The sequence below is a fragment of the Micromonospora sp. NPDC000089 genome (assembly GCF_042899365.1).
In the GTDB taxonomy this organism is placed as follows: domain Bacteria; phylum Actinomycetota; class Actinomycetes; order Mycobacteriales; family Micromonosporaceae; genus Micromonospora.
On the sequence record NZ_JBIAZT010000016.1, the window covers coordinates 69,448 to 86,892 of the forward strand.

At 70.6% G+C, this 17,445-nt stretch carries 16 protein-coding genes; 10 read left to right on the forward strand and 6 right to left on the reverse strand.

Annotation, left to right across the window (positions count from 1 at the left end; genetic code table 11):
* Position 1: 1 nt before the first annotated feature.
* The 3 genes from ACFY3U_RS23710 to ACFY3U_RS23720 form a co-directional block, all read right to left on the reverse strand.
* A complete protein-coding gene (locus ACFY3U_RS23710) occupies positions 2–544 on the reverse strand; it encodes a phosphatase PAP2 family protein (protein ID WP_387205459.1) in 543 nt (180 codons plus the stop codon).
* Between the two features lie 101 nt (positions 545–645).
* A complete protein-coding gene (locus tag ACFY3U_RS23715) occupies positions 646–2,031 on the reverse strand; it encodes a sensor histidine kinase (protein WP_387205461.1) in 1,386 nt (461 codons plus the stop codon).
* Positions 2,032–2,033: 2 nt separating this feature from the next.
* Complete coding sequence (locus ACFY3U_RS23720) at positions 2,034–2,711, reverse strand: response regulator transcription factor (protein ID WP_387205463.1); 678 nt, start codon at positions 2,709–2,711, stop codon at positions 2,034–2,036.
* A gap of 253 nt (positions 2,712–2,964) precedes the next feature.
* On the opposite strand from ACFY3U_RS23720, the gene ACFY3U_RS23725 reads away from it, so the two are divergent.
* From ACFY3U_RS23725 to ACFY3U_RS23735, 3 genes are read left to right on the forward strand one after another with little or no spacing between them, the layout of a single operon-like run.
* Positions 2,965–3,258: a ferrous iron transport protein A gene (locus tag ACFY3U_RS23725; protein ID WP_387205465.1), complete on the forward strand. Its 294-nt coding sequence runs from the start codon at positions 2,965–2,967 to the stop codon at positions 3,256–3,258.
* A complete protein-coding gene (locus ACFY3U_RS23730; RefSeq protein ID WP_387205467.1) occupies positions 3,255–5,207 on the forward strand; it encodes a ferrous iron transporter B in 1,953 nt (650 codons plus the stop codon). Before ACFY3U_RS23725 ends, ACFY3U_RS23730 begins: the two co-directional genes overlap by 4 nt.
* Before the next feature lie 4 nt (positions 5,208–5,211).
* Positions 5,212–5,748, forward strand: a complete 537-nt coding sequence (locus tag ACFY3U_RS23735; protein ID WP_387205469.1) for a NifU family protein — start codon at positions 5,212–5,214, stop codon at positions 5,746–5,748.
* 325 nt (positions 5,749–6,073) lie between these two features.
* On the opposite strand, the gene ACFY3U_RS23740 is transcribed toward ACFY3U_RS23735, so the two are convergent.
* On the reverse strand, positions 6,074–6,973 hold the full coding sequence (locus ACFY3U_RS23740; protein WP_387205471.1) for a phytanoyl-CoA dioxygenase family protein: 900 nt from the start codon (positions 6,971–6,973) through the stop codon (positions 6,074–6,076).
* Between the two features lie 105 nt (positions 6,974–7,078).
* On the opposite strand from ACFY3U_RS23740, the gene ACFY3U_RS23745 reads away from it, so the two are divergent.
* Positions 7,079–7,912 carry a helix-turn-helix domain-containing protein gene (locus ACFY3U_RS23745; RefSeq protein ID WP_387205473.1) on the forward strand — a complete coding sequence of 278 codons (834 nt, stop codon included), beginning with the start codon at positions 7,079–7,081 and terminating at the stop codon, positions 7,910–7,912.
* Positions 7,913–7,940: 28 nt separating this feature from the next.
* On the opposite strand, the gene ACFY3U_RS23750 is transcribed toward ACFY3U_RS23745, so the two are convergent.
* A complete protein-coding gene (locus tag ACFY3U_RS23750; protein ID WP_387205475.1) occupies positions 7,941–8,954 on the reverse strand; it encodes a LacI family DNA-binding transcriptional regulator in 1,014 nt (337 codons plus the stop codon).
* 139 nt (positions 8,955–9,093) lie between these two features.
* Here ACFY3U_RS23750 and ACFY3U_RS23755 point away from each other — a divergent pair, with 139 nt between their 5' ends.
* The 5 genes from ACFY3U_RS23755 to ACFY3U_RS23775 are packed head-to-tail and all read left to right on the forward strand — an operon-like array spanning position 9,094 to position 16,336.
* Positions 9,094–11,085, forward strand: a complete 1,992-nt coding sequence (locus ACFY3U_RS23755) for a beta-galactosidase (RefSeq protein WP_387205477.1) — start codon at positions 9,094–9,096, stop codon at positions 11,083–11,085.
* Positions 11,082–12,011 (forward strand): carbohydrate ABC transporter permease, encoded by a 930-nt coding sequence (locus tag ACFY3U_RS23760; protein ID WP_387205479.1) that lies wholly within the window; start codon positions 11,082–11,084, stop codon positions 12,009–12,011. The genes ACFY3U_RS23755 and ACFY3U_RS23760 overlap by 4 nt, the downstream gene beginning before the upstream one ends.
* On the forward strand, positions 12,008–12,868 hold the full coding sequence (locus ACFY3U_RS23765) for a carbohydrate ABC transporter permease (protein ID WP_387205481.1): 861 nt from the start codon (positions 12,008–12,010) through the stop codon (positions 12,866–12,868). The genes ACFY3U_RS23760 and ACFY3U_RS23765 overlap by 4 nt, the downstream gene beginning before the upstream one ends.
* Positions 12,869–12,903: 35 nt before the next feature.
* Positions 12,904–14,235, forward strand: a complete 1,332-nt coding sequence (locus tag ACFY3U_RS23770; protein ID WP_387205483.1) for an ABC transporter substrate-binding protein — start codon at positions 12,904–12,906, stop codon at positions 14,233–14,235.
* A 4-nt stretch (positions 14,236–14,239) separates the two neighbouring features.
* Positions 14,240–16,336, forward strand: a complete 2,097-nt coding sequence (locus ACFY3U_RS23775; RefSeq protein WP_387205485.1) for an alpha-galactosidase — start codon at positions 14,240–14,242, stop codon at positions 16,334–16,336.
* A gap of 226 nt (positions 16,337–16,562) precedes the next feature.
* Here the strand turns inward: ACFY3U_RS23775 and ACFY3U_RS23780 are convergent, their stop codons facing one another.
* Positions 16,563–16,973 carry a RidA family protein gene (locus ACFY3U_RS23780; protein ID WP_387205487.1) on the reverse strand — a complete coding sequence of 137 codons (411 nt, stop codon included), beginning with the start codon at positions 16,971–16,973 and terminating at the stop codon, positions 16,563–16,565.
* A gap of 79 nt (positions 16,974–17,052) precedes the next feature.
* Here ACFY3U_RS23780 and ACFY3U_RS23785 point away from each other — a divergent pair, with 79 nt between their 5' ends.
* Positions 17,053–17,430: a winged helix-turn-helix transcriptional regulator gene (locus ACFY3U_RS23785; protein WP_387205489.1), complete on the forward strand. Its 378-nt coding sequence runs from the start codon at positions 17,053–17,055 to the stop codon at positions 17,428–17,430.
* Positions 17,431–17,445: the final 15 nt, after the last annotated feature.

Consider the following 17,445-nt stretch of genomic DNA (forward strand, 5'->3'; position numbering starts at 1 on the left):
CTCAGGCGGTGGGGTCGGAGTGGCGGCGGCTGAACAGGCGGTCGCATACGCGTCCACCGATGTCGACGGCGGTGACCGCCCCGGCGGCGACGAGCGCACCGGCGAGGATGTCGCCGGGGTAGTGCACTCCGGTCCAGACACGGGCAAAACCGATGATGGTGGCGAGCACGCTCAGCGCTACCCCCCACCGGCGGGACAGAAACGCCCCGACGGCGAAAGCCACCGCGAACGCCGCGGTGGCGTGGTCGCTGGGCAGCGACGCTCCGGCGGCGTGCGGGATCAACTGGTGCACGGGGTGGGTCTGGAACGGCCGTACCTCGGTGCTGAGCGCGGCGATGGCTTGCCCGACGGCGAAGGCCAGCCCGAGGGAGACGACGACGCGCACCAAGGCGGCGCGCCGGTGCCGCAGATGGGCCAGGACAGGTACGGCCGCCGTGGCAGCAAGGACGTAGATCAGCCACCTCGCCGACCATTCGAAGACGTCGTCGACGGGGTCGCTGCGACCGGCTACGGCGTTGACGATCTGGAACAGGTGATAGTTCATCGCTCCCCCGTGGCTGACGGGTTCCGGTTCATGCAGGCGCCCATCAGGCCAAGGGTGCCGCCAGCCACCTGAGAGGAGCCTGAAATCGCCGAAGCGGGGGTTCAGTGATCTTCGGAAGCGACGTGGTGGGGCAGCCGGATCCGGACGGTCATGCCCGGTCCGGGCAGCACCTGCACCTGGCCGCCGTGGGCCGTGACGACCTCGCGGGTGATGGCGAGGCCCAGGCCGCTGCCGCCTTCCGGGCGGGTGCGGCTGTCGTCGAGACGGACGAACCGGTCGAAGATGCGCTCACGGTCCGCTTCCGGGACGCCGGGTCCGTCGTCGGTGACCTCCACGCACCCCCACCCGTCGCGCACCGACACGCGCAGCGTCACCTGGCTACGGGCGTGACGGGCGGCGTTGTCAGCCAAGTTCCGCAGCGCGCGGCCGAGGTCGTGGGCGTCCCCGGCCACCCGTACCGGGGTGAGGTGGGCGCGGACGGTGAGGTCCGGGCGGTGCGCGGCGAGCCGGTCCCGTTCGGTGTAGGCCAGGTCGTCGAGGTCGACGTCGTCGTGGCGGCGGGTGGCACCGCGTTCGTCGATGCGTGCGAGCAGCAGCAGGTCCGCGACGAGATCGCCGAGCCGGCTGGTCTCCTGGCGCAGCAGATCGACCAGGTCGCGGTGGCCGTCGGGCGAGGGTGTCACGGCCAGGCGGTCGAGGCCGGCGCGCAGGGTGGCCAGGGGGCTGCGCAGTTCGTGGCTGGCGTCGGCGACGAACCGGCGCTGGCTCGCCGCGGCGGTCTCCAGCCGCTCCAGCATGCCGTTCATCGTCTCTGCGAGGGCCGCGACCTCATCTCGGGCGGTCGGTACGGGCACGCGGGCGTGCAGGTCCCGGGCGGTGATGCCGGAGACCCGGCGCCGGATGGCCTCGACCGGGCGCAGGGACCGTCCGACGAACCAGAACACCGCCGCGCCGACCACCAGCAGCATGGGCGCCAGCCCGGCGGCCAGGATCGCCGCGGCCGCCTCGGTGCTCTCGTTGACCGGCCGCAGTGACTGCGCGACCAGCACTGTGCGGGTGCCTGAGCTGGTGGCCACCCCTTCGGCGGCGATTCGGAAGGGGTCCTCGTCGGCGAACGGCAGCAGCCGCTGCTCGCGCAGCAGTTGACCGGGCCGGGGCCGTAGCGGGGACAGCGGCGCGGCGTCGCCGAGCGCGGCCGAGGCTGCCTCGACCCTTCCGGACGGGTCGAGGACCTGCACCAATGTCTGCTCTCCCGGGCTGGGCTTCAGCGTCTGGGCGAGTGCGTCCCGATCGCCGGCGGCGACCGCCGAGACCACCTCGGCCGCCCGTTGCCGCGCGGCGGCGTCCACGTTGCCGGCCAGATCCGCGCGAGCGAGGTAGACGAACGCCGCCGCGCCGACGGCGAAGGCCGCCGCCACGACCGTGGCGGCGGCCAGCGCCGAACGCAGCCGTACGCCCAGATGCCGGCGGATCCGCCCGATGGCCACGCTCAGCCGCCGTCGGCTGCCAGGCGGTAGCCCATGCCCCGCTCGGTCTGGATGGCCCGGCGCCCGAACGGCTGGTCGATCTTGCGGCGGAGGTAGCCGACGTACACCTCGACGATATTGGGGTCGCCGTCGAAGTGGGCGTCCCAGACGTTGTCGATGATCTGCCGTTTGGACACCACGTCACCACGGTGACGCATCAGGAACTCCAGCAGCGCGAACTCCCGCGCAGTGACCCGAACGGCCTGACCGGCCCGACTGACCTGCCGTCGCGCCGGATCCACGCTCAGGTCCCCGGCGGTCAGCACGACCGGCCGGGCGGGCGCCCCCCGGCGCACCAGAGCCCGCAGCCGAGCCACCAGCACCACGAACGAGAACGGCTTGACCAGGTAGTCGTCGGCCCCGAGGTTGAACGCGTCCGCCTGGTCGTACTCGCCGTCCTTCGCGGTCAACATCAACACCGGCGTCCACACGCCCTGTGACCGCAGTCGCCGGCACACCTCGTACCCGTTGAGACCGGGCAGCATGATGTCCAGCACGATCACGTCGTACGGGTTCTCGGTGGCCGCCCACAGCCCGTCGGTCCCCGTGTGGTGCACATCCACGGCGAAACCCTCGTCCGTCAGGCCGGCGCGCAGCACCTGCGCCAGGGCGGTCTCGTCCTCGACGACCAGCACCCGCACCCCTGCCCACCCCCTTCCGGAACATCGGCACCCGCACCTCGCATCACCCCGATCATCGCGCGGACGCGTGGGCGGACGGGTGAGCCAGGGCACCGGCGTGCCCTCGCACGGCCACCGCGACGGATCCGACCGGCACCAGGCGGACCAGAACGGCCGCAACCAGCACAATCGCACGGTACGCGGCCGTGGTCGGACGGCCGGAGTTCGTCACACACCCTGGCAGGTGAGGCGAGCCTTACCTTATGGTGAGCTGGTGCTGCTGAGACGTCCTGCTGTCGCACGAACCGGCACCGCGGTGTGTGCCGTGGAGCCGGGTCGGCTCGCAGACCTGCCACCGGGCAGTCGCGCCACGATCGTGGGACTGGCCGACGGGGCACCCCCTGCGACGGCCCGCCGGTTGGCGGACCTCGGGTTCACCGCCGGGACGCCGGTGCAGGTCGTCCGCCGCGCGCCCCTGCGGGATCCGGTGGTGTACCGGGTCAAGGACTACGACCTGTGCCTGCGCCGCGCGCAGGCCGCGCACGTGCTGATCCGGGACGCGCGGTGAGTGACTCGGGATGCCACGCTGAGGCCGCCCGTGGCGCCGTAGACACGGCATTGCCCCGCTTGGCCCTGGCGGGCAGCCCGAACGCCGGCAAGACGAGCATCTTCAACGCGCTGACCGGCCTGCACGCCAAGACGGGCAACTACCCCGGTGTGACGGTGTCCCGGTTCGTCGGCACCATGCAGGCGGGTGACCGCCGGTACCTGATCGAGGACCTGCCGGGCACCTACAGCCTCGACCCGATCAGCCCGGACGAGCAGATCATGGTCGACGTGCTCGACGGCCGCCTCGACGGCGAGGCACCGCCGGACGCGCTGCTGGTCGTGGTGGACGCCACCACGCTGCGCCGCTCGCTGCGGTTCGTCGCCCAGGTGCTGCGCCGCGGTCTGCCCACCTGCCTGGTGGTGACGTTCACCGACGAGATGACCGTACGGCAGGGCCAATTGGACCTGGCGGCGTTGCAGCAGGCGCTGGGCGTGCCGGTGGTGCGGGTGCTCGGCAACCGCGGGCAGGGCATCGACCAGCTCCGCGAGCAGATCGAGCGGTGGCCGACATGGTCGACACCGGCCATTCCGCCGCCGGACGACCCGGCCGAGGTGGACGCGTGGGCGGAGTCGGTGCTGAGCTTCGCCGGCTACCGCGCCCCGGGTCGGCACCGCGTCACCCAGCGCGTCGACGCGGTGTTGCTGCACCCGCTGTGGGGCACCATCGTGTTCCTCGCCGTGATGATGCTCTTCTTCCAGACCGTGTTCACCCTGGCCGCACCCCTGCAGGGCTACGTGGAGACGTTCTTCGGGTGGCTGTCCGGGCTGGTGGCCACCCACGTCGACAACCCGTGGCTGGCCGGGCTGCTGGGCGACGCGGTCATCGGCGGCATCGGCGCGGTGCTCGTGTTCGTGCCGCAGATCATGCTGCTGTTCCTGCTGATCTCCCTGCTCGAGGGCATCGGCTACATGTCCCGCGCCGCGTTCCTGATGGACCGGGTGATGGCCCGCGCCGGCCTGGAAGGCCGGGCCTTCGTGGCCCTGCTGTCGTCCTTCGCCTGCGCGATCCCGGGCATCATGGCTACCCGCACCCTGCCGTCGGCCAAGGACCGCCTGGCCACCATGATGGCGGCGCCGCTGATGACCTGCTCGGCGCGGCTGCCGGTGTACGTGCTGCTGATCGGCCTGCTCGTGGACCCGGCCGCCCGCTGGGGGCCGTTCGGAGCGCAGGGCCTGGTCATGTTCGGCATGTACCTGCTCGGCGCGGTCTCGGCCATGACCGCCGCCTGGGTGTTCAAGAAACTCGGCGACCGCACCGGCCCGCTCCTGCCGTTCTACATGGAGATGCCCCCGTACCGGATCCCCTCGGCCCGCTCGGTGCTGATCGCGGTCGGCGATTCGGCGAAGTCGTTCCTGCGCAAGTGCACCACCATCATCGCGGTCACCACCGTCAGCCTCTGGCTGCTGCTGAACCTCCCCCTGCACTCGACCGCCGACCTGCGCGCCCACGGCGTCGACCCAGGCAACGACACCGCGGTCTCCGCCTACGTGGCCGACCACAGTTACGCCGCCAGCCTGGGCCACCTCGTCGCGCCGGTCTTCGACCCGCTCGGCTTCGACTGGCGGATCAACATCGGCGTGCTGTCGGCACAGTCGGCGCGGGAGACATTCGTCGCCACCCTCGGTCAGGTCGCCGCCGCGGAGAACCCCGACGAGCCGTCGAAGGCGCTCAAGGCGATGACCTACACCGACGGACCGCACGCTGGGCAGCCGCTGTTCACCCCGCCGACCATCGCAGCGCTGCTGGTCTACTTCGCCTTCGCGTTGCAGTGCATGGCCACCGTCGGCATCATCCGCCGCGAAACCGGCGGCTGGAGATGGCCCCTGATCGCGTTCAGCTACCTGACCGCGCTGGCCTGGATCATGGCCTACCTGGCCAGGACGATCACGGCGCTGCTGACGGGATGAGGCCATGATTCCCATCCATCCCCAACCGGTCCCGGGTCACGCCGAGCAACTGCGCTGGATCACCCCCGCCGGGGTGCTGCCCTTCACCGGCACCGCCGCCACCCTGCCCGCCCCGCTCGCCGCCCTGCGCGACGACGGCACCCTCGCCCAGGTCCGCGTCGAACCCGCCGCGATCGTCACCACACTGCGTCCGGGTCGGCAGTGGTCCCGCGACGGCGCCCGGGTCCGCACGGCGCTACACGCTGCCCTCGCCGATCCGACCCACTGGACCCCGGCCGAGAACTGCGGCGAGCCGGACGACGGGCCGCTGCGTGACGCCGCCCAGGAGTTGCTCGACGGGCCCGTCGGCGACCTCGCCCGCTCCCACGGCGGCCACATCGAGCTCCTCGACGTGCGCGACGGCACCGTCACCGTCAAGCTCGCCGGCGCCTGCCACGGCTGCCCCGCCGCCCGACGCACGCTCCGTCAAGGGCTGGAGGACCAGCTACGCCGGAGCCACCCACAGTTGCGCGCCGTCACCGCTGACCCGGACCGCGGCTGACCCGGACCGAGCTGCTTCCCCTGGCGTCGCGATCAGACATCGCTGCCAGCCGTGATGGCGCTCCGCGGGTGCTCGGATGTTCGGCGCATGACCAGCACGTTCGGGACAGAACCAGCACAGCACGTCCTGCGCGGCCGATCGCCGTACCGCAGGATGTTGCTACCGCGCCGAGCCGCACAGCCGAGGCGCTTGCGCTGCTCGGCACGCTCGCCGCCAGCGGCAGGCGCGGTTCGGTCTCCGGCGGGAGGCAGCCGCTGGGAGCCCGCCACGGCTTCGGCAGCCAGGACGACGCCGTGGCGGACTGACCCGATGTCCAGCCGGGCAGTCACACCGCGGCCGGTACGTCGCCCGCGCTGCAGTAGGAGCCCGGGGTGTGTGACTCGTGCACGATCCGGAGTTCGGTCGGCGCGTCCCCGGACGACTCGGGGCGCAGGTGGTCGGGTACCTGCCAATCGAAGCCGGGCGTTCCGGGGTTTCGCCGGGCGAATTCGGCCAGGCCGAGCGGCACGAGCCGCAGGCGTCGTCGTACCCACTCGGCGTCCCACGGGCCCTCGTCGAGGATCTGCTCGGCCGCCCGGAACTCGTAGTACAGGGTTCGTCGCAGTCGGTTGCCGGTGACCGGCGCCGAGCCGTGCACCAACATGACGTCGTGCACCAGCACGTCGCCCGGCTCGAGCTCGACCGCCACGGCGCCGGGCAGGTCCCAGCCGTACGCGTCGGTGAGGGCGCAGATGTCCGCGGGTCGGCGTTGGCTGCCCGGCACCACTCGCAAGGCGCCCTCGTCGCGTCGGGAGTGATCCAGGTAGACATCGATGTTGAAGATGCGATGCCGGCGGGGGTGGACGGCGTCCTGGTGCCAGGCGATGGGCGCGCCGTCGCCCTCCTGCTTGAAGACCAGCGACTCGTACGTCGGCACGAACGCCGGGCCCGCCAGGCTCTCCGCGATGCCCAGCAGTGCTGGTGCGCCCAGGAGCTCGAGTGAGGCGCTGTTCGCCTTGTCGTGCAGGTAGTCGACGCGGAAAAGGGACGGTCCGGTGGGCCGCTCGGCGTACAGGTAGTCGGGGTTCCTCGGGCGGTCTCCTGCGGCGCCCTGTCCGTCGCCGATCCACTGGTCGGCGGCGGCCTGGAGGCGATCGAGCAGCGGGCCGTCGATGCGCCCGCGCAGGACCAGAAACCCGTTCTCGTCGAACTCGCGAATCTCGTCGTCGGTCAGGCGGACTGGCATGGAACTCTCCTCGGGGCTGCGGCGATAAGTCGCTGTGGGCCCAGCGTATGTTCGGGGCGAGGGCCGGTCTTCGCCCTGAATCACCTCCTCCTCCCGGATGTGCACATGACCCTTCCCCCCCACGACCAGGACATCGGCCTCGCCTGCTGGGAGGGCGAACCGGCGCTCATGAGCCGGGCGCACCGACATCAGGACCTTGAGATCAACATCGTGGTCGAGGGAGCCGTGGCGTACCTGTTCGGCGGCCGATACGTCGAGCTGGAGCGAGGCGCGACGGTCCTCTTCTGGGCGGCCATCCCGCACCAGCTCGTGACGGCGACAGCCGACGCGCGGGTCCGCTGGCTCAACCTGCCGCTGACGACGGTCTCTTCGTGGGGTCTCGCCCAGGCGGTGCTCGGCCCCTCCCTGCGTGGCTGGCCGGTCGTGGCCGTCGGCGGGGCGACGACGCACCAGTTCCCCCAATGGTCGGCGGAGGTGGCGGGGACCGACGGCGAGCTGCGAACCGCCGCCCTGCTGGAGATCGAGGCCTATCTCCGCCGCCTGCTGCACGGGTCCCGGCTCGATCCGCCGCCGGGCGTGCGTTCCAGCGACGAGAGCGCCCTCGATCAGGCCACGACGATGGCTCACTTCGTGGTCAATCACTTCGCCGAGCGCATCGGCATAGCCGACGTCGCCGCCGCCGTCCATCTCCATCCGCGCTATGCGATGCGGGTGTTCCGGAACGTCACCGGCGTCACGATCGGTCGCTATCTCGAACAGTGCCGGGTGGCCGAGGCGCAGCGCCTGCTCGTCACCACCGACGATCCCATCGCCACGGTGGCACATGCGGCCGGCTTCGGGTCGGTCAGTCGGCTCTACGCCAGCTTCACGGCGGGGTGCGGGCAGTCGCCCGGGGCATTCCGGAGCGCCCACCGCCGGGTCGGGCTCGACCACCCCTGACCAGCGTCGACTTCTGGCGACGTCGTGGTCAGGCCGAGTCGCGCCAGACGATCGGGGTGGGCAGCAGCTTGGGTGCGGGCCGCTCGCCGCGCAGTTGACGCAGGACCAGATCCGCCGCGTGGCGGCCGATCTCCCGGGCCGGCTGGTGGACTGTCGACAGGGGAGGTTGGGTGCGCAGCGCCCAGGAGCTGTCGTCGAAGCCCACGATCCCGACGTCGACCGGCACGCTGCGGCCCGAGTCGCGCAGCTGGGCGAGTGCTCCTGCCGCTACGGCGTCGGAGGCGGCGAACAGCCCGTCGATACGCGGTTCACGGAGCAGCAGTTCCCGCATGCCCCTGACGCCGGACATGTAGTCGTAGAGTGGCACCTCGACGACCAGGCGCGGGTCGAAGCGGTCGCCGAGAGCGTCCCGGAAGCCGGCGAGGCGGTCAGCGCCCGAGTCGCGGTCCAGGGCCGCTGCGATCATGGCGATGTGTCGCCGGCCCGTCGCCGCCAGGCGTTCGGTGATCATGCGAGCCGAGCCCGCGTTGTCGATGCCGACGAACGGGATGCTGCGGTGCAGGTCCGGCGGGTGCCCGACGAAGGCGGCCGGCAGGCCGAGCTGGGCTATCACCCGGGTGATCGGGTCGTGGGTCCGGGCGGAGACGATGATCGCGCCGTCGACGAAGCCCCCGCTGAGGTAGCGAGCCACCCGTTCGGTGTCCCGGGCGGAGTCGACGACCAGGTTGACCATCTGGTGGTCGGCCTCCGAGAGGATCTCGTTGGCACCCAGCATGATCGCGCCGATGTTGGGGTCGTCCAGCAGTAGTGAGTGTGGCTCGAGCGCCAGGAAGCCGACGGCCTGGGAACGGCGCATCACGAGGTTGCGGGCGGCGGTGTTCGGCACGTAGCCGACCTGGGCGATCGCGGCCTCGACCGCGGCGCGGGCCGGTGCGGAGACATAGCCACCGTTCAGCACCCGGTTGACCGTGCCTCGCGAGACTCCAGCCACCGCGGCGACGTCGTGGATCGTGGCGCGTCTGGGCTTGTCCGGCTGGGCCACGTTGGGAGTGTAGATCTGGTCTATTGACCTGGCCGGAGGGCCGTGCTTAATGTGGGCACGTTCACACATTCGACGTCGTGTCGTCATCGTCACGCAATGTGTGCACGAACACACATGCGTCTGGCAGTGAGGGAACTCGATGGAAGGCCTGGCCGGCATCAGCCTCGGTTGCGACTACAACTTCGAGCAGTGGCCACCCGACATCTGGGCCGAGGACGTCGCACTGATGCGTTCGGCGGGCGTCGACCTGGTGGCCGTGAACATCTTCGGCTGGTCCAGCATCGAGCCCCGACCCGGCGAGTACGACTTCCGCGGCCTCGACAGCATCGTTGCCCTGCTGCACGACAACGGCATCCGGGTCAACCTCGGCACCGGGACCTCGTCGCCGCCGCCGTGGCTCACCACCCGGCATCCGGAGATCCTGCCCGAGGCGGTCGACGGCAGTACCCGGTTCCCCGGCGGCCGCCAGGCCTGGTGTCCCAGCTCGCCGATCTATCGGGAGCACGCCCTCGCGCTGGTCGAACAGGTCGCTGTCCGTTACGGCGCGCATCCGGCCGTCGCGCTCTGGCACGTCTCCAACGAGCTGGGCTGCCACAACGCGCTCTGCTACGACGATGCCAGCGCCAGCGCGTTCCGGGCCTGGCTGCGCCGCCGCTACGGCAGCATCGAGGCGCTCAACGAGGCGTGGGGGACGTCGTTCTGGAGCCAGCGGTACAGCGACTTCGCCGAGATCCTGCCGCCGAAGCTGGCGCTGTCGCTGCGCAACCCCGGCCAGCTGTTGGACTTCCACCGGTTCAGCTCGGACGAGCTGCTGGACCACTACCGCGCCGAAGCGGCCGTGCTGCGCCGACACACCCGCGCGCCGATCACCACCAACTTCATGGTCACCGCGCACATCCGGGCGCTGGACTACTGGAGCTGGGCGCCCGAGATGGACGTCATCGCCAACGACCACTATCTCGATCACCGCCTGGGCGACCCGGACGCGGAGCTGTCCTTCGCCGCCGACCTGACCCGCGGCCTGGCCGGTGGAAGACCCTGGATCCTCATGGAACACTCCACCGGCGCGGTCAACTGGCAGCCGTACAACCTGGCCAAGGAGCCGGGCCAGCTGGTGCGCAACTCACTCACCCACGTGGCCCGCGGCGCCGACTCCGTCTGCTTCTTCCAGTGGCGCGCCTCGACGCAGGGCGCCGAGAAGTTCCACTCCGCGATGGTGCCGCACGCGGGCACCGACACCGCCACCTGGCGCCAGGTGCTCGACCTGTCCTCGACCCTGGGCGCGTTGGCCGAGGTCGCGGGCACGACGGTACGGGCCGACGTGGCGATCCTGTTCGACTGGCAGGCCTGGTGGGCCACCGACACCGAGGCCCGCCCCTCCAAGGACGTGCGCTACCTGGATCAGGTGCACGCCACGTACCGGGCGCTGCGCGGGCTCGGTCACACCACCGACGTGGTGGCGCCCGGCACCGACCTGAGCCGGTACGGCCTGGTGGTCGTTCCCTGCCTGCACCTGGTGTCGGACGAGGACGCGGCCGCGATCAACGGCTACGTGGCCGGCGGCGGGCACGCCGTCGTCACCTTCTACAGCGGCATCGTCGACGCCGCCGACAAGGTCCGGCGCGGCGGCTACCCGGGCGCCTTCCGGGAGATGCTCGGTGTGGTCACCGAGGAGTTCGTCCCGCTGTTGCCCGGCGATCGGGTCACCCTGACCGGGGGAGCGACGGCATCGCTCTGGACCGAGCGGCTGCGGGCCACCACCGCGGTGACCGTCGACAGCTACGCCGACGGGCCCCTGCCGGGCGTGCCGGCGGTCACCCGGAACAGCTACGGACAGGGCGCCTCGTGGTACGTGGCCACCGCGCTGGACGACGACGGCCTGCGGGACCTGCTGCGATCCGCCGGCCGGGCCGCCGGAGTCCGGGCGACCGGACCCGAGACCGACGGCTCGGTCGAGGTGGTCAGACGTACCGGGGACGGCCGCACGTACGTCTTCGTCATCAACCATGGCAGGCAGGACATCGAGCACCCGGTCACCGGCCGCGACCTGCTCACCGGGGAGGCCGTGCCCGGCCTGCTCAAGGTCGGGGCCGGAGCCGTACGCGTCGTCAGAGAGGAACCGGTCTCATGACCGTGACCGAAGCCAGGACAGCCGGAGCGGGCCCACCCACGATCGGGTCCCGCAATCCGCGCCGGTCCCGGCACACCCGCGCAGTGTTGTTCTTCGTGGCGCCCTTCGGGGTGCTGTTCATCCTCTTCTACCTGATCCCGATCGGGTACGCGGTGGTGCAGTCGCTCCACAAGCTCGAGCGCACCGGCACCTTCGGGCCGGCCCGCGAGGTGTTCGGCGGTCTCACCCAGTACGAACGGGTGTTCTCCGACGGTCCGTTCTGGGCGTCCGTCGGCCGAGTGCTCGCGTTCGGCGTCGTGCAGGTGCCGATCATGCTGGGCCTGGCCCTGTTGCTGGCGCTGCTGCTCGACTCCGGCCTGGTCAGGGGACGCTCCTTCTTCCGGCTCGCGTTCTTCGTCCCGTACGCGGTGCCCGGAGTGGTCGCCGCGATCATGTGGGGCTACCTGTACTCGCCGAACCTCTCCCCGTTCACCGCCCTCACCCGCAACATCGACTTCCTCAGCGCCGACCTCGTGCTCTGGGCCATGGCCAACGTCGTGACCTGGGTCTACGTCGGCTACAACATGCTGATCATCTACTCGGCGCTGCTGTCGATCCCCTCGGAGGTCTACGAGGCGGCCCGGATCGACGGCGCCGGGCCGTTCCGCACCGCCTGGTCGGTGAAGATCCCGCTGGTGATGCCGGCGATCGCGCTGACCGCAGTCTTCTCCATCATCGGCACGCTGCAACTGATCGCCGAACCGCAGGTGTTCCGCAGCTTCAGTTCGGCGGTGTCGAGCACCTACACGCCCAACCTCACCGTCTACTCCACCTCCTCGATCCCGAACTTCGATCTCGCAGCGGCTTTCTCCGTCGTCCTGGCCCTGGCGACCTTCGCGTTGTCCTTCACCTTCCTCAAGTTCAGCCAGCGGCGGAGTGAGCGATGAGCACCTCGGGAATCAAGGTCCGGGAGAGCCTGCTCTCCCGCACCGCGGCGATGATCGTCATGGGCGTCTGCACCGTCTACTTCCTGGTGCCGATCTGGTGGCTGTTCGTCGGTTCGTCCAAGAGCCGTGAGCAGATCACCGGCACCAACGCGCTCTGGTTCGCGGACTTCGACCTGGGCGCGAACATCCGTGAGCTGCTGGCCTACCGCGACGGTGTGTTCCTGCGCTGGATGCTCAACAGCCTGCTCTACACCGGGGGCGCCGCGCTGCTGGGCACGCTGCTCGCCGCGATGTGCGGTTACGCCATCGCCAAGTACCGGTTCCCCGGCCGCGAGGCGCTGTTCAACGTGATCCTGGGCGGGGTGCTCGTGCCGGCCAGCACGCTCGCCCTGCCGCTGTTCCTGCTGTTCAGCAAGGTCGATGCGACGAACACCTTCTGGTCGGTCTTCCTGCCCAGCGTGGTCAATCCGTTCGGGGTCTACCTGGCCCGCATCTACGCCGCCGCCAGCGTGCCCGAGGAGCTGCTCGAAGCGGCCCGGATCGACGGTTCCGGTGAAGTGCGCAGCTTCTTCACCGTGTCGATGCGGCTGATGCTTCCGGCGCTGGTGACGATCTTTCTCTTCCAGTTCGTGGCGGTCTGGAACAACTTCCTGTTGCCGCTGGTGATGCTCAGCAACGAGCGGCTCTTCCCGGTGACCCTCGGGCTGTACTCCTGGAACAGCCAGGTCTCCGGCATCCCCGAGCTGCGGAGTCTGGTGATCGTCGGCGCGCTGGTGTCGATCACACCCCTGGTGATCGCCTTTCTCTTCCTCCAACGCTTCTGGCGCAGTGGTCTCGGCGCCGGAGCGGTCAAGTGATTCGACCCGTTCCCGTCCATCGCAAAGGAAACGCCATGCGCGCACCTCTCAGATCGGTCAGTGTGCTGCTGACCTCTGCCTTGCTGCTGGCCGCCTGCTCCTCGGGAGACAGCGGCTCCGACGCGGGCACCGCCGCCGCCCCTTCGTGCCAGCCCTCGTCGGGCCCGGTGACCCTGACCTACACCTCGTGGATCCCGGACATCGAGAAGGTGGTCAAGGTCTGGAACGACAAGAACCCGAACATCCAGGTCAAGGTGCAGACCGGCCCGAGCGGCAACGCCGGCACCTACCAGAACTTCTTCAACCAGCTCAAGGCCGGCAACGCCCCGGACCTCGGCCAGATCGAGTACGACGCGATGCCCAGCTTCCGAGTTCAGGACGGCCTGACCGACCTCGGCGGCTGTGACATCGTGGCCAAGGCCAAGGACCAGTTCGTGGACTGGACCTGGAACCAGGTCAGCTTCGGCGAGCAGGGACACGTGTTCGGCGTGCCGCAGGACACCGGCCCGATGGCGATGTTCTACCGCGCGGATCTGTTCGAGAAGGCCGGCATCGCCGTGCCGACCACCTGGGACGAGTACGCCGCGGCGGCCGCGAAGATCAAGACGGCCGGCGGCTACATCACCAACTTCTCGCAGAGCGACATCAACCAGTTCGCCGGGCTCGCCTGGCAGGCCGGTGGCCACTGGTTCGCCAACGACGACAAGCAGTGGTCGGTGAGCTTGAACGACCCCAACACCAAGAAGGTCGCCGACTACTGGCAGGACCTGATCACCAAGAAGCAGGTCTCGACGGTGCCACCGTGGACCCCGGAGTGGGACAACGCCTACAACACGGACAAGGCCTGGACCTGGGTGTCGGCGGTGTGGGGCGCCAACTCGATCGCCTCCGGCGCACCCAAGACGGCCGGCAAGTGGAGGGTCGCTCCGATGCCACAGTGGACCGCCGGCGAGAAGAAGGCCGGCAACTGGGGCGGCTCGTCCACCGCGGTGTTCAAGAGCTCGAAGCACCCCTACGAGGCGGCCCAGTTCGCGCTGTGGCTCAACACCTCCGAGGAAGGGCTGAGCCAGCTCAACGAGAAGGCCAACCTGTACCCGGCCACCGTGGCCGGCGCCGCGCTGCCGGGGTTGAAGCGGGGCGTGGCGTTCTACGGCAACCAGAAGATCTACGACGTCTTCGCCCAGGCCTCGACCCAGGTCGCCCCCGACTTCACCTGGGGACCGACGATGACCGCCACCTACGCCAACGCCTCCGACGGCTTCAAGAACGCGGTCTCCGGCAGAGGCACCCTGAACGACGCCCTCGCGGCCGCACAAGCCTCGACGATCCAGACGCTCAAGTCACAGGCCATTCCGGTCAAGGAGTGACCTGGTGATCATCCAGCTACGGGCCGCGGGCACCAGCTTCGTGCTGGACGCCCGCGGCCCGGGGGCCCCCGTCGTCCTGCACTGGGGGCCCGACCTCGGCGCCCTCGGGGATGGTGACCTGGCCACGCTCGCCGACGCCGCGGGGCCCGCCGTCGCGCCCAGCTCGCTCGACGAGCCGCTGCGGCTGTCGATGCTCCCCACCCTCGACGAGGGCTGGAGCGGCCGACCGGCGATCGCCGGCTGGTGGCCGGACGACGGCACCCCGGTCTCCGGCTTCCGCCTGCTCGGCGTACGGCACGACGGGCCGGAGCGCGTGCTACTCGACCTCGCCGCCACCGACGGGCGGATCCAGGTCACCACCGAGGTCGAGCTCAGCGAGCACGGCGTGCTGCGGATCCGCCACCACCTGCGGCACACCGGTTCGGGCACCTTCCAGCTCTCCGGGCTCGACGTGCTGCTGCCGATGCCCCGGGAGGCGCGGGAGCTGCTCGACTTCAGTGGGCTGTGGGCGTACGAGCGGCAGCCGCAGCGCACGACCCTGCGGCACGGGGTATGGAGCCGCGAGACCCGGCACGGTCGGCCCGGCCACGACGACCCGTACCTGATGATGGCCGGCACCCCGGGCTTCGACTTCCGCGCCGGCCGGGTGTGGGCGACGCACCTGGCCTGGAGCGGCGACAAGCGGCTGTGGGCAGAACGGCACGCGTTGGGGTACGGCGCGCTGGGCGCCGGAGAACTGCTCGCACCGGGTGAGCTCAGCCTGCGGCTGGGGGAGCACTACACCACGCCCTGGACCGTAGCGGTCTTCTCCGACGCCGGCATCGACGGCCTGTCGGCGCGGCTGCACCCGTGGATCCGTTCCCGACGGCCACCCCGGGCGCCCCGCCCGGTCGTGCTCAACACCTGGGAGGCGGTCTATTTCGACCACGACCGGGACACCCTCGACCGGCTCGTCGACACGGCCGCCGAGGTCGGGGTCGAACGGTTCGTCCTCGACGACGGCTGGTTCAGCGGGCGCACCGACGACCGTCGAGCGCTCGGCGACTGGTACGTCGACGAACAGCGCTGGCCGAAGGGCCTGCACGCACTGATCGACCGGGTACACCAGCGGGGCATGGACTTCGGGCTGTGGGTCGAGCCCGAGATGGTCAGCCCCGACTCGGCACTCGCCCGGGACCACCCGGACTGGGTCCTGGGCGGGGTGGGCGGGCCGACCTGGCGGTATCAGCGGGTCCTCGACCTGGGCCAGCCTGGCGCGTACGCCCATGTGCTGGACCGGCTGACCGCACTGCTCACCGAGTACCCGATCGCGTTTCTGAAGTGGGACCACAACCGCGACCTGTTGCAGGCCGGGGCGGCACACCGGCAGACGAAGGCCCTGTACCGACTACTGGTGGAGCTCCGTACGGCCTTTCCCTCGCTCGAGATCGAGAGCTGCGCCTCCGGCGGCGCCCGGATCGACCTGGGAATCCTGGAGCTGGTGGATCGGGTGTGGACCTCCGACAACAACGATCCGCTGGAACGGCAGCGGATCCAACGCTGGACCGGCGTGCTGGTTCCGCCCGAGTTCCTCGGCGGCCATCTGGGCGCACCCACCGCGGAGCTCACCGGGCGGACGTCCGCACTCGGGTTCCGTTTCGTGACCGCGCTGTTCGGCAGCGCCGGCATCGAATGGGATCTCACCCGCGCGACCGCGGCGGAGCGCGCGGCGGTCGCCGACTGGGTGGCCGCGTACAAGCGGCTGCGCCCCCTGCTGCACGGCGGGGTGGTGGTGCGCTCAGGTGGCGACGGCGCAGCCCAGTTCGTCCATGGTGTGGTCGACGCCGACCGTCGTACCGGAATCTTCGCGCTCGTCGCCCTGCAGGCGGCGGACTCCGCGCTGCCCGATCCGATCCGTTTCGGCGGCCTCGACCCCGACCGGCACTACTCCGTACGCCCGCTGCCGGTCGGGCCGGCCGCCCGCGTGGTGCAGGACGCCGCGCCGGCCTGGTTGCGCTCCGGCAGCGTGACGATGTCCGGCCGGGTCCTGGCCGAGGTCGGCCTGCCCGCCCCGCTACTGACCCCGGAACAGGCGACACTGTTCTCCGTGGAGGCGCGATGACAAGAACGGACCCGGGGGCGCCGGTTGCGGCGTCCGGAAGCCGACCGACCGCCCCGGCCAGCGCCGTCGCAGCCACGGCCGGCGCGGTGACCGGGCTCGAGGTGCATCCGGTCATCGCCACGCCCTGACCCGGATGCGAGCCGGTGACGGCGCGGCCCTCCGGTCGGTGGGTTCTTCGGCCACCGACCGGAAGACCTCGACATCTAACGGCGTCGGGAGGAAACACTCACTGGGCGATCGCGGTCGCTTCCAGCTCGACGAGCACGTCGGGCTCGAAGAGATGGTCCACTCCGATCAGGGACGCCGGCGGAAGAGGCTGGGGCAGGCCGAGCTCCTCGACGACCGACTCGATCCCGGCCATGAACGGCCCGATCTTGTCGGGCGCCCAGTCGGTCACGTAGAAGGTCAACCGGACCACGTCCTCGAACGACGCGTCGGCTCCGGCGAGGGCCCGGCCGGTGTTGCGCAGCGCCTGCGCGACCTGCCCGGTCAGGTCGCCCGGCGCGACCGGCGTGCCGTCGCCCCGTCGGGCGATCTGACCGCTGACGTGGATGTGACGCGACCCGGTGGCCACCGCCACGTGCTCGTAGGGGGTGTGCGGCTGAAGGCCGGGGGGGCTGAAGCGGGTGACAGGCATCGTTTCTCCTCCAGGGGAACCAACTCGGTTTACCATTGATACCTAGTCGACGGAGGACACTTCAAGGAGACCTGGTTTCATGCCCGATACCACCACCCCCCGTGCCGGCGAACTGCGTATCGACGCGCCGCACCGCGAACTGCTCGACCAGGTGTTGGACAAGTGGTCGCTCAGCGTCCTCAACGAGCTCTGCGAGCGCCCGTGCCGGTTCAACGAGCTGCGCCGGGCGGTTCCAGCGGTGACCCAGAAGTCCCTCACGGCGACGCTGCGACGACTCGAGCGCAACGGGATCATCGAACGCCAGGTGGTGGCGACCCGCCCGGTCGCGGTGGAGTACCGGATCAGCCGGTTGGGAAAGACCCTGCGGGCCCCGGTCGACACCCTCCTCGAGTGGGCCGACACCCACCTGCCGCAGATCGAACACGCCCGCAAGGCGTTCGACGCGGGGGCCGAGTGACCAACCGCCCGCGGT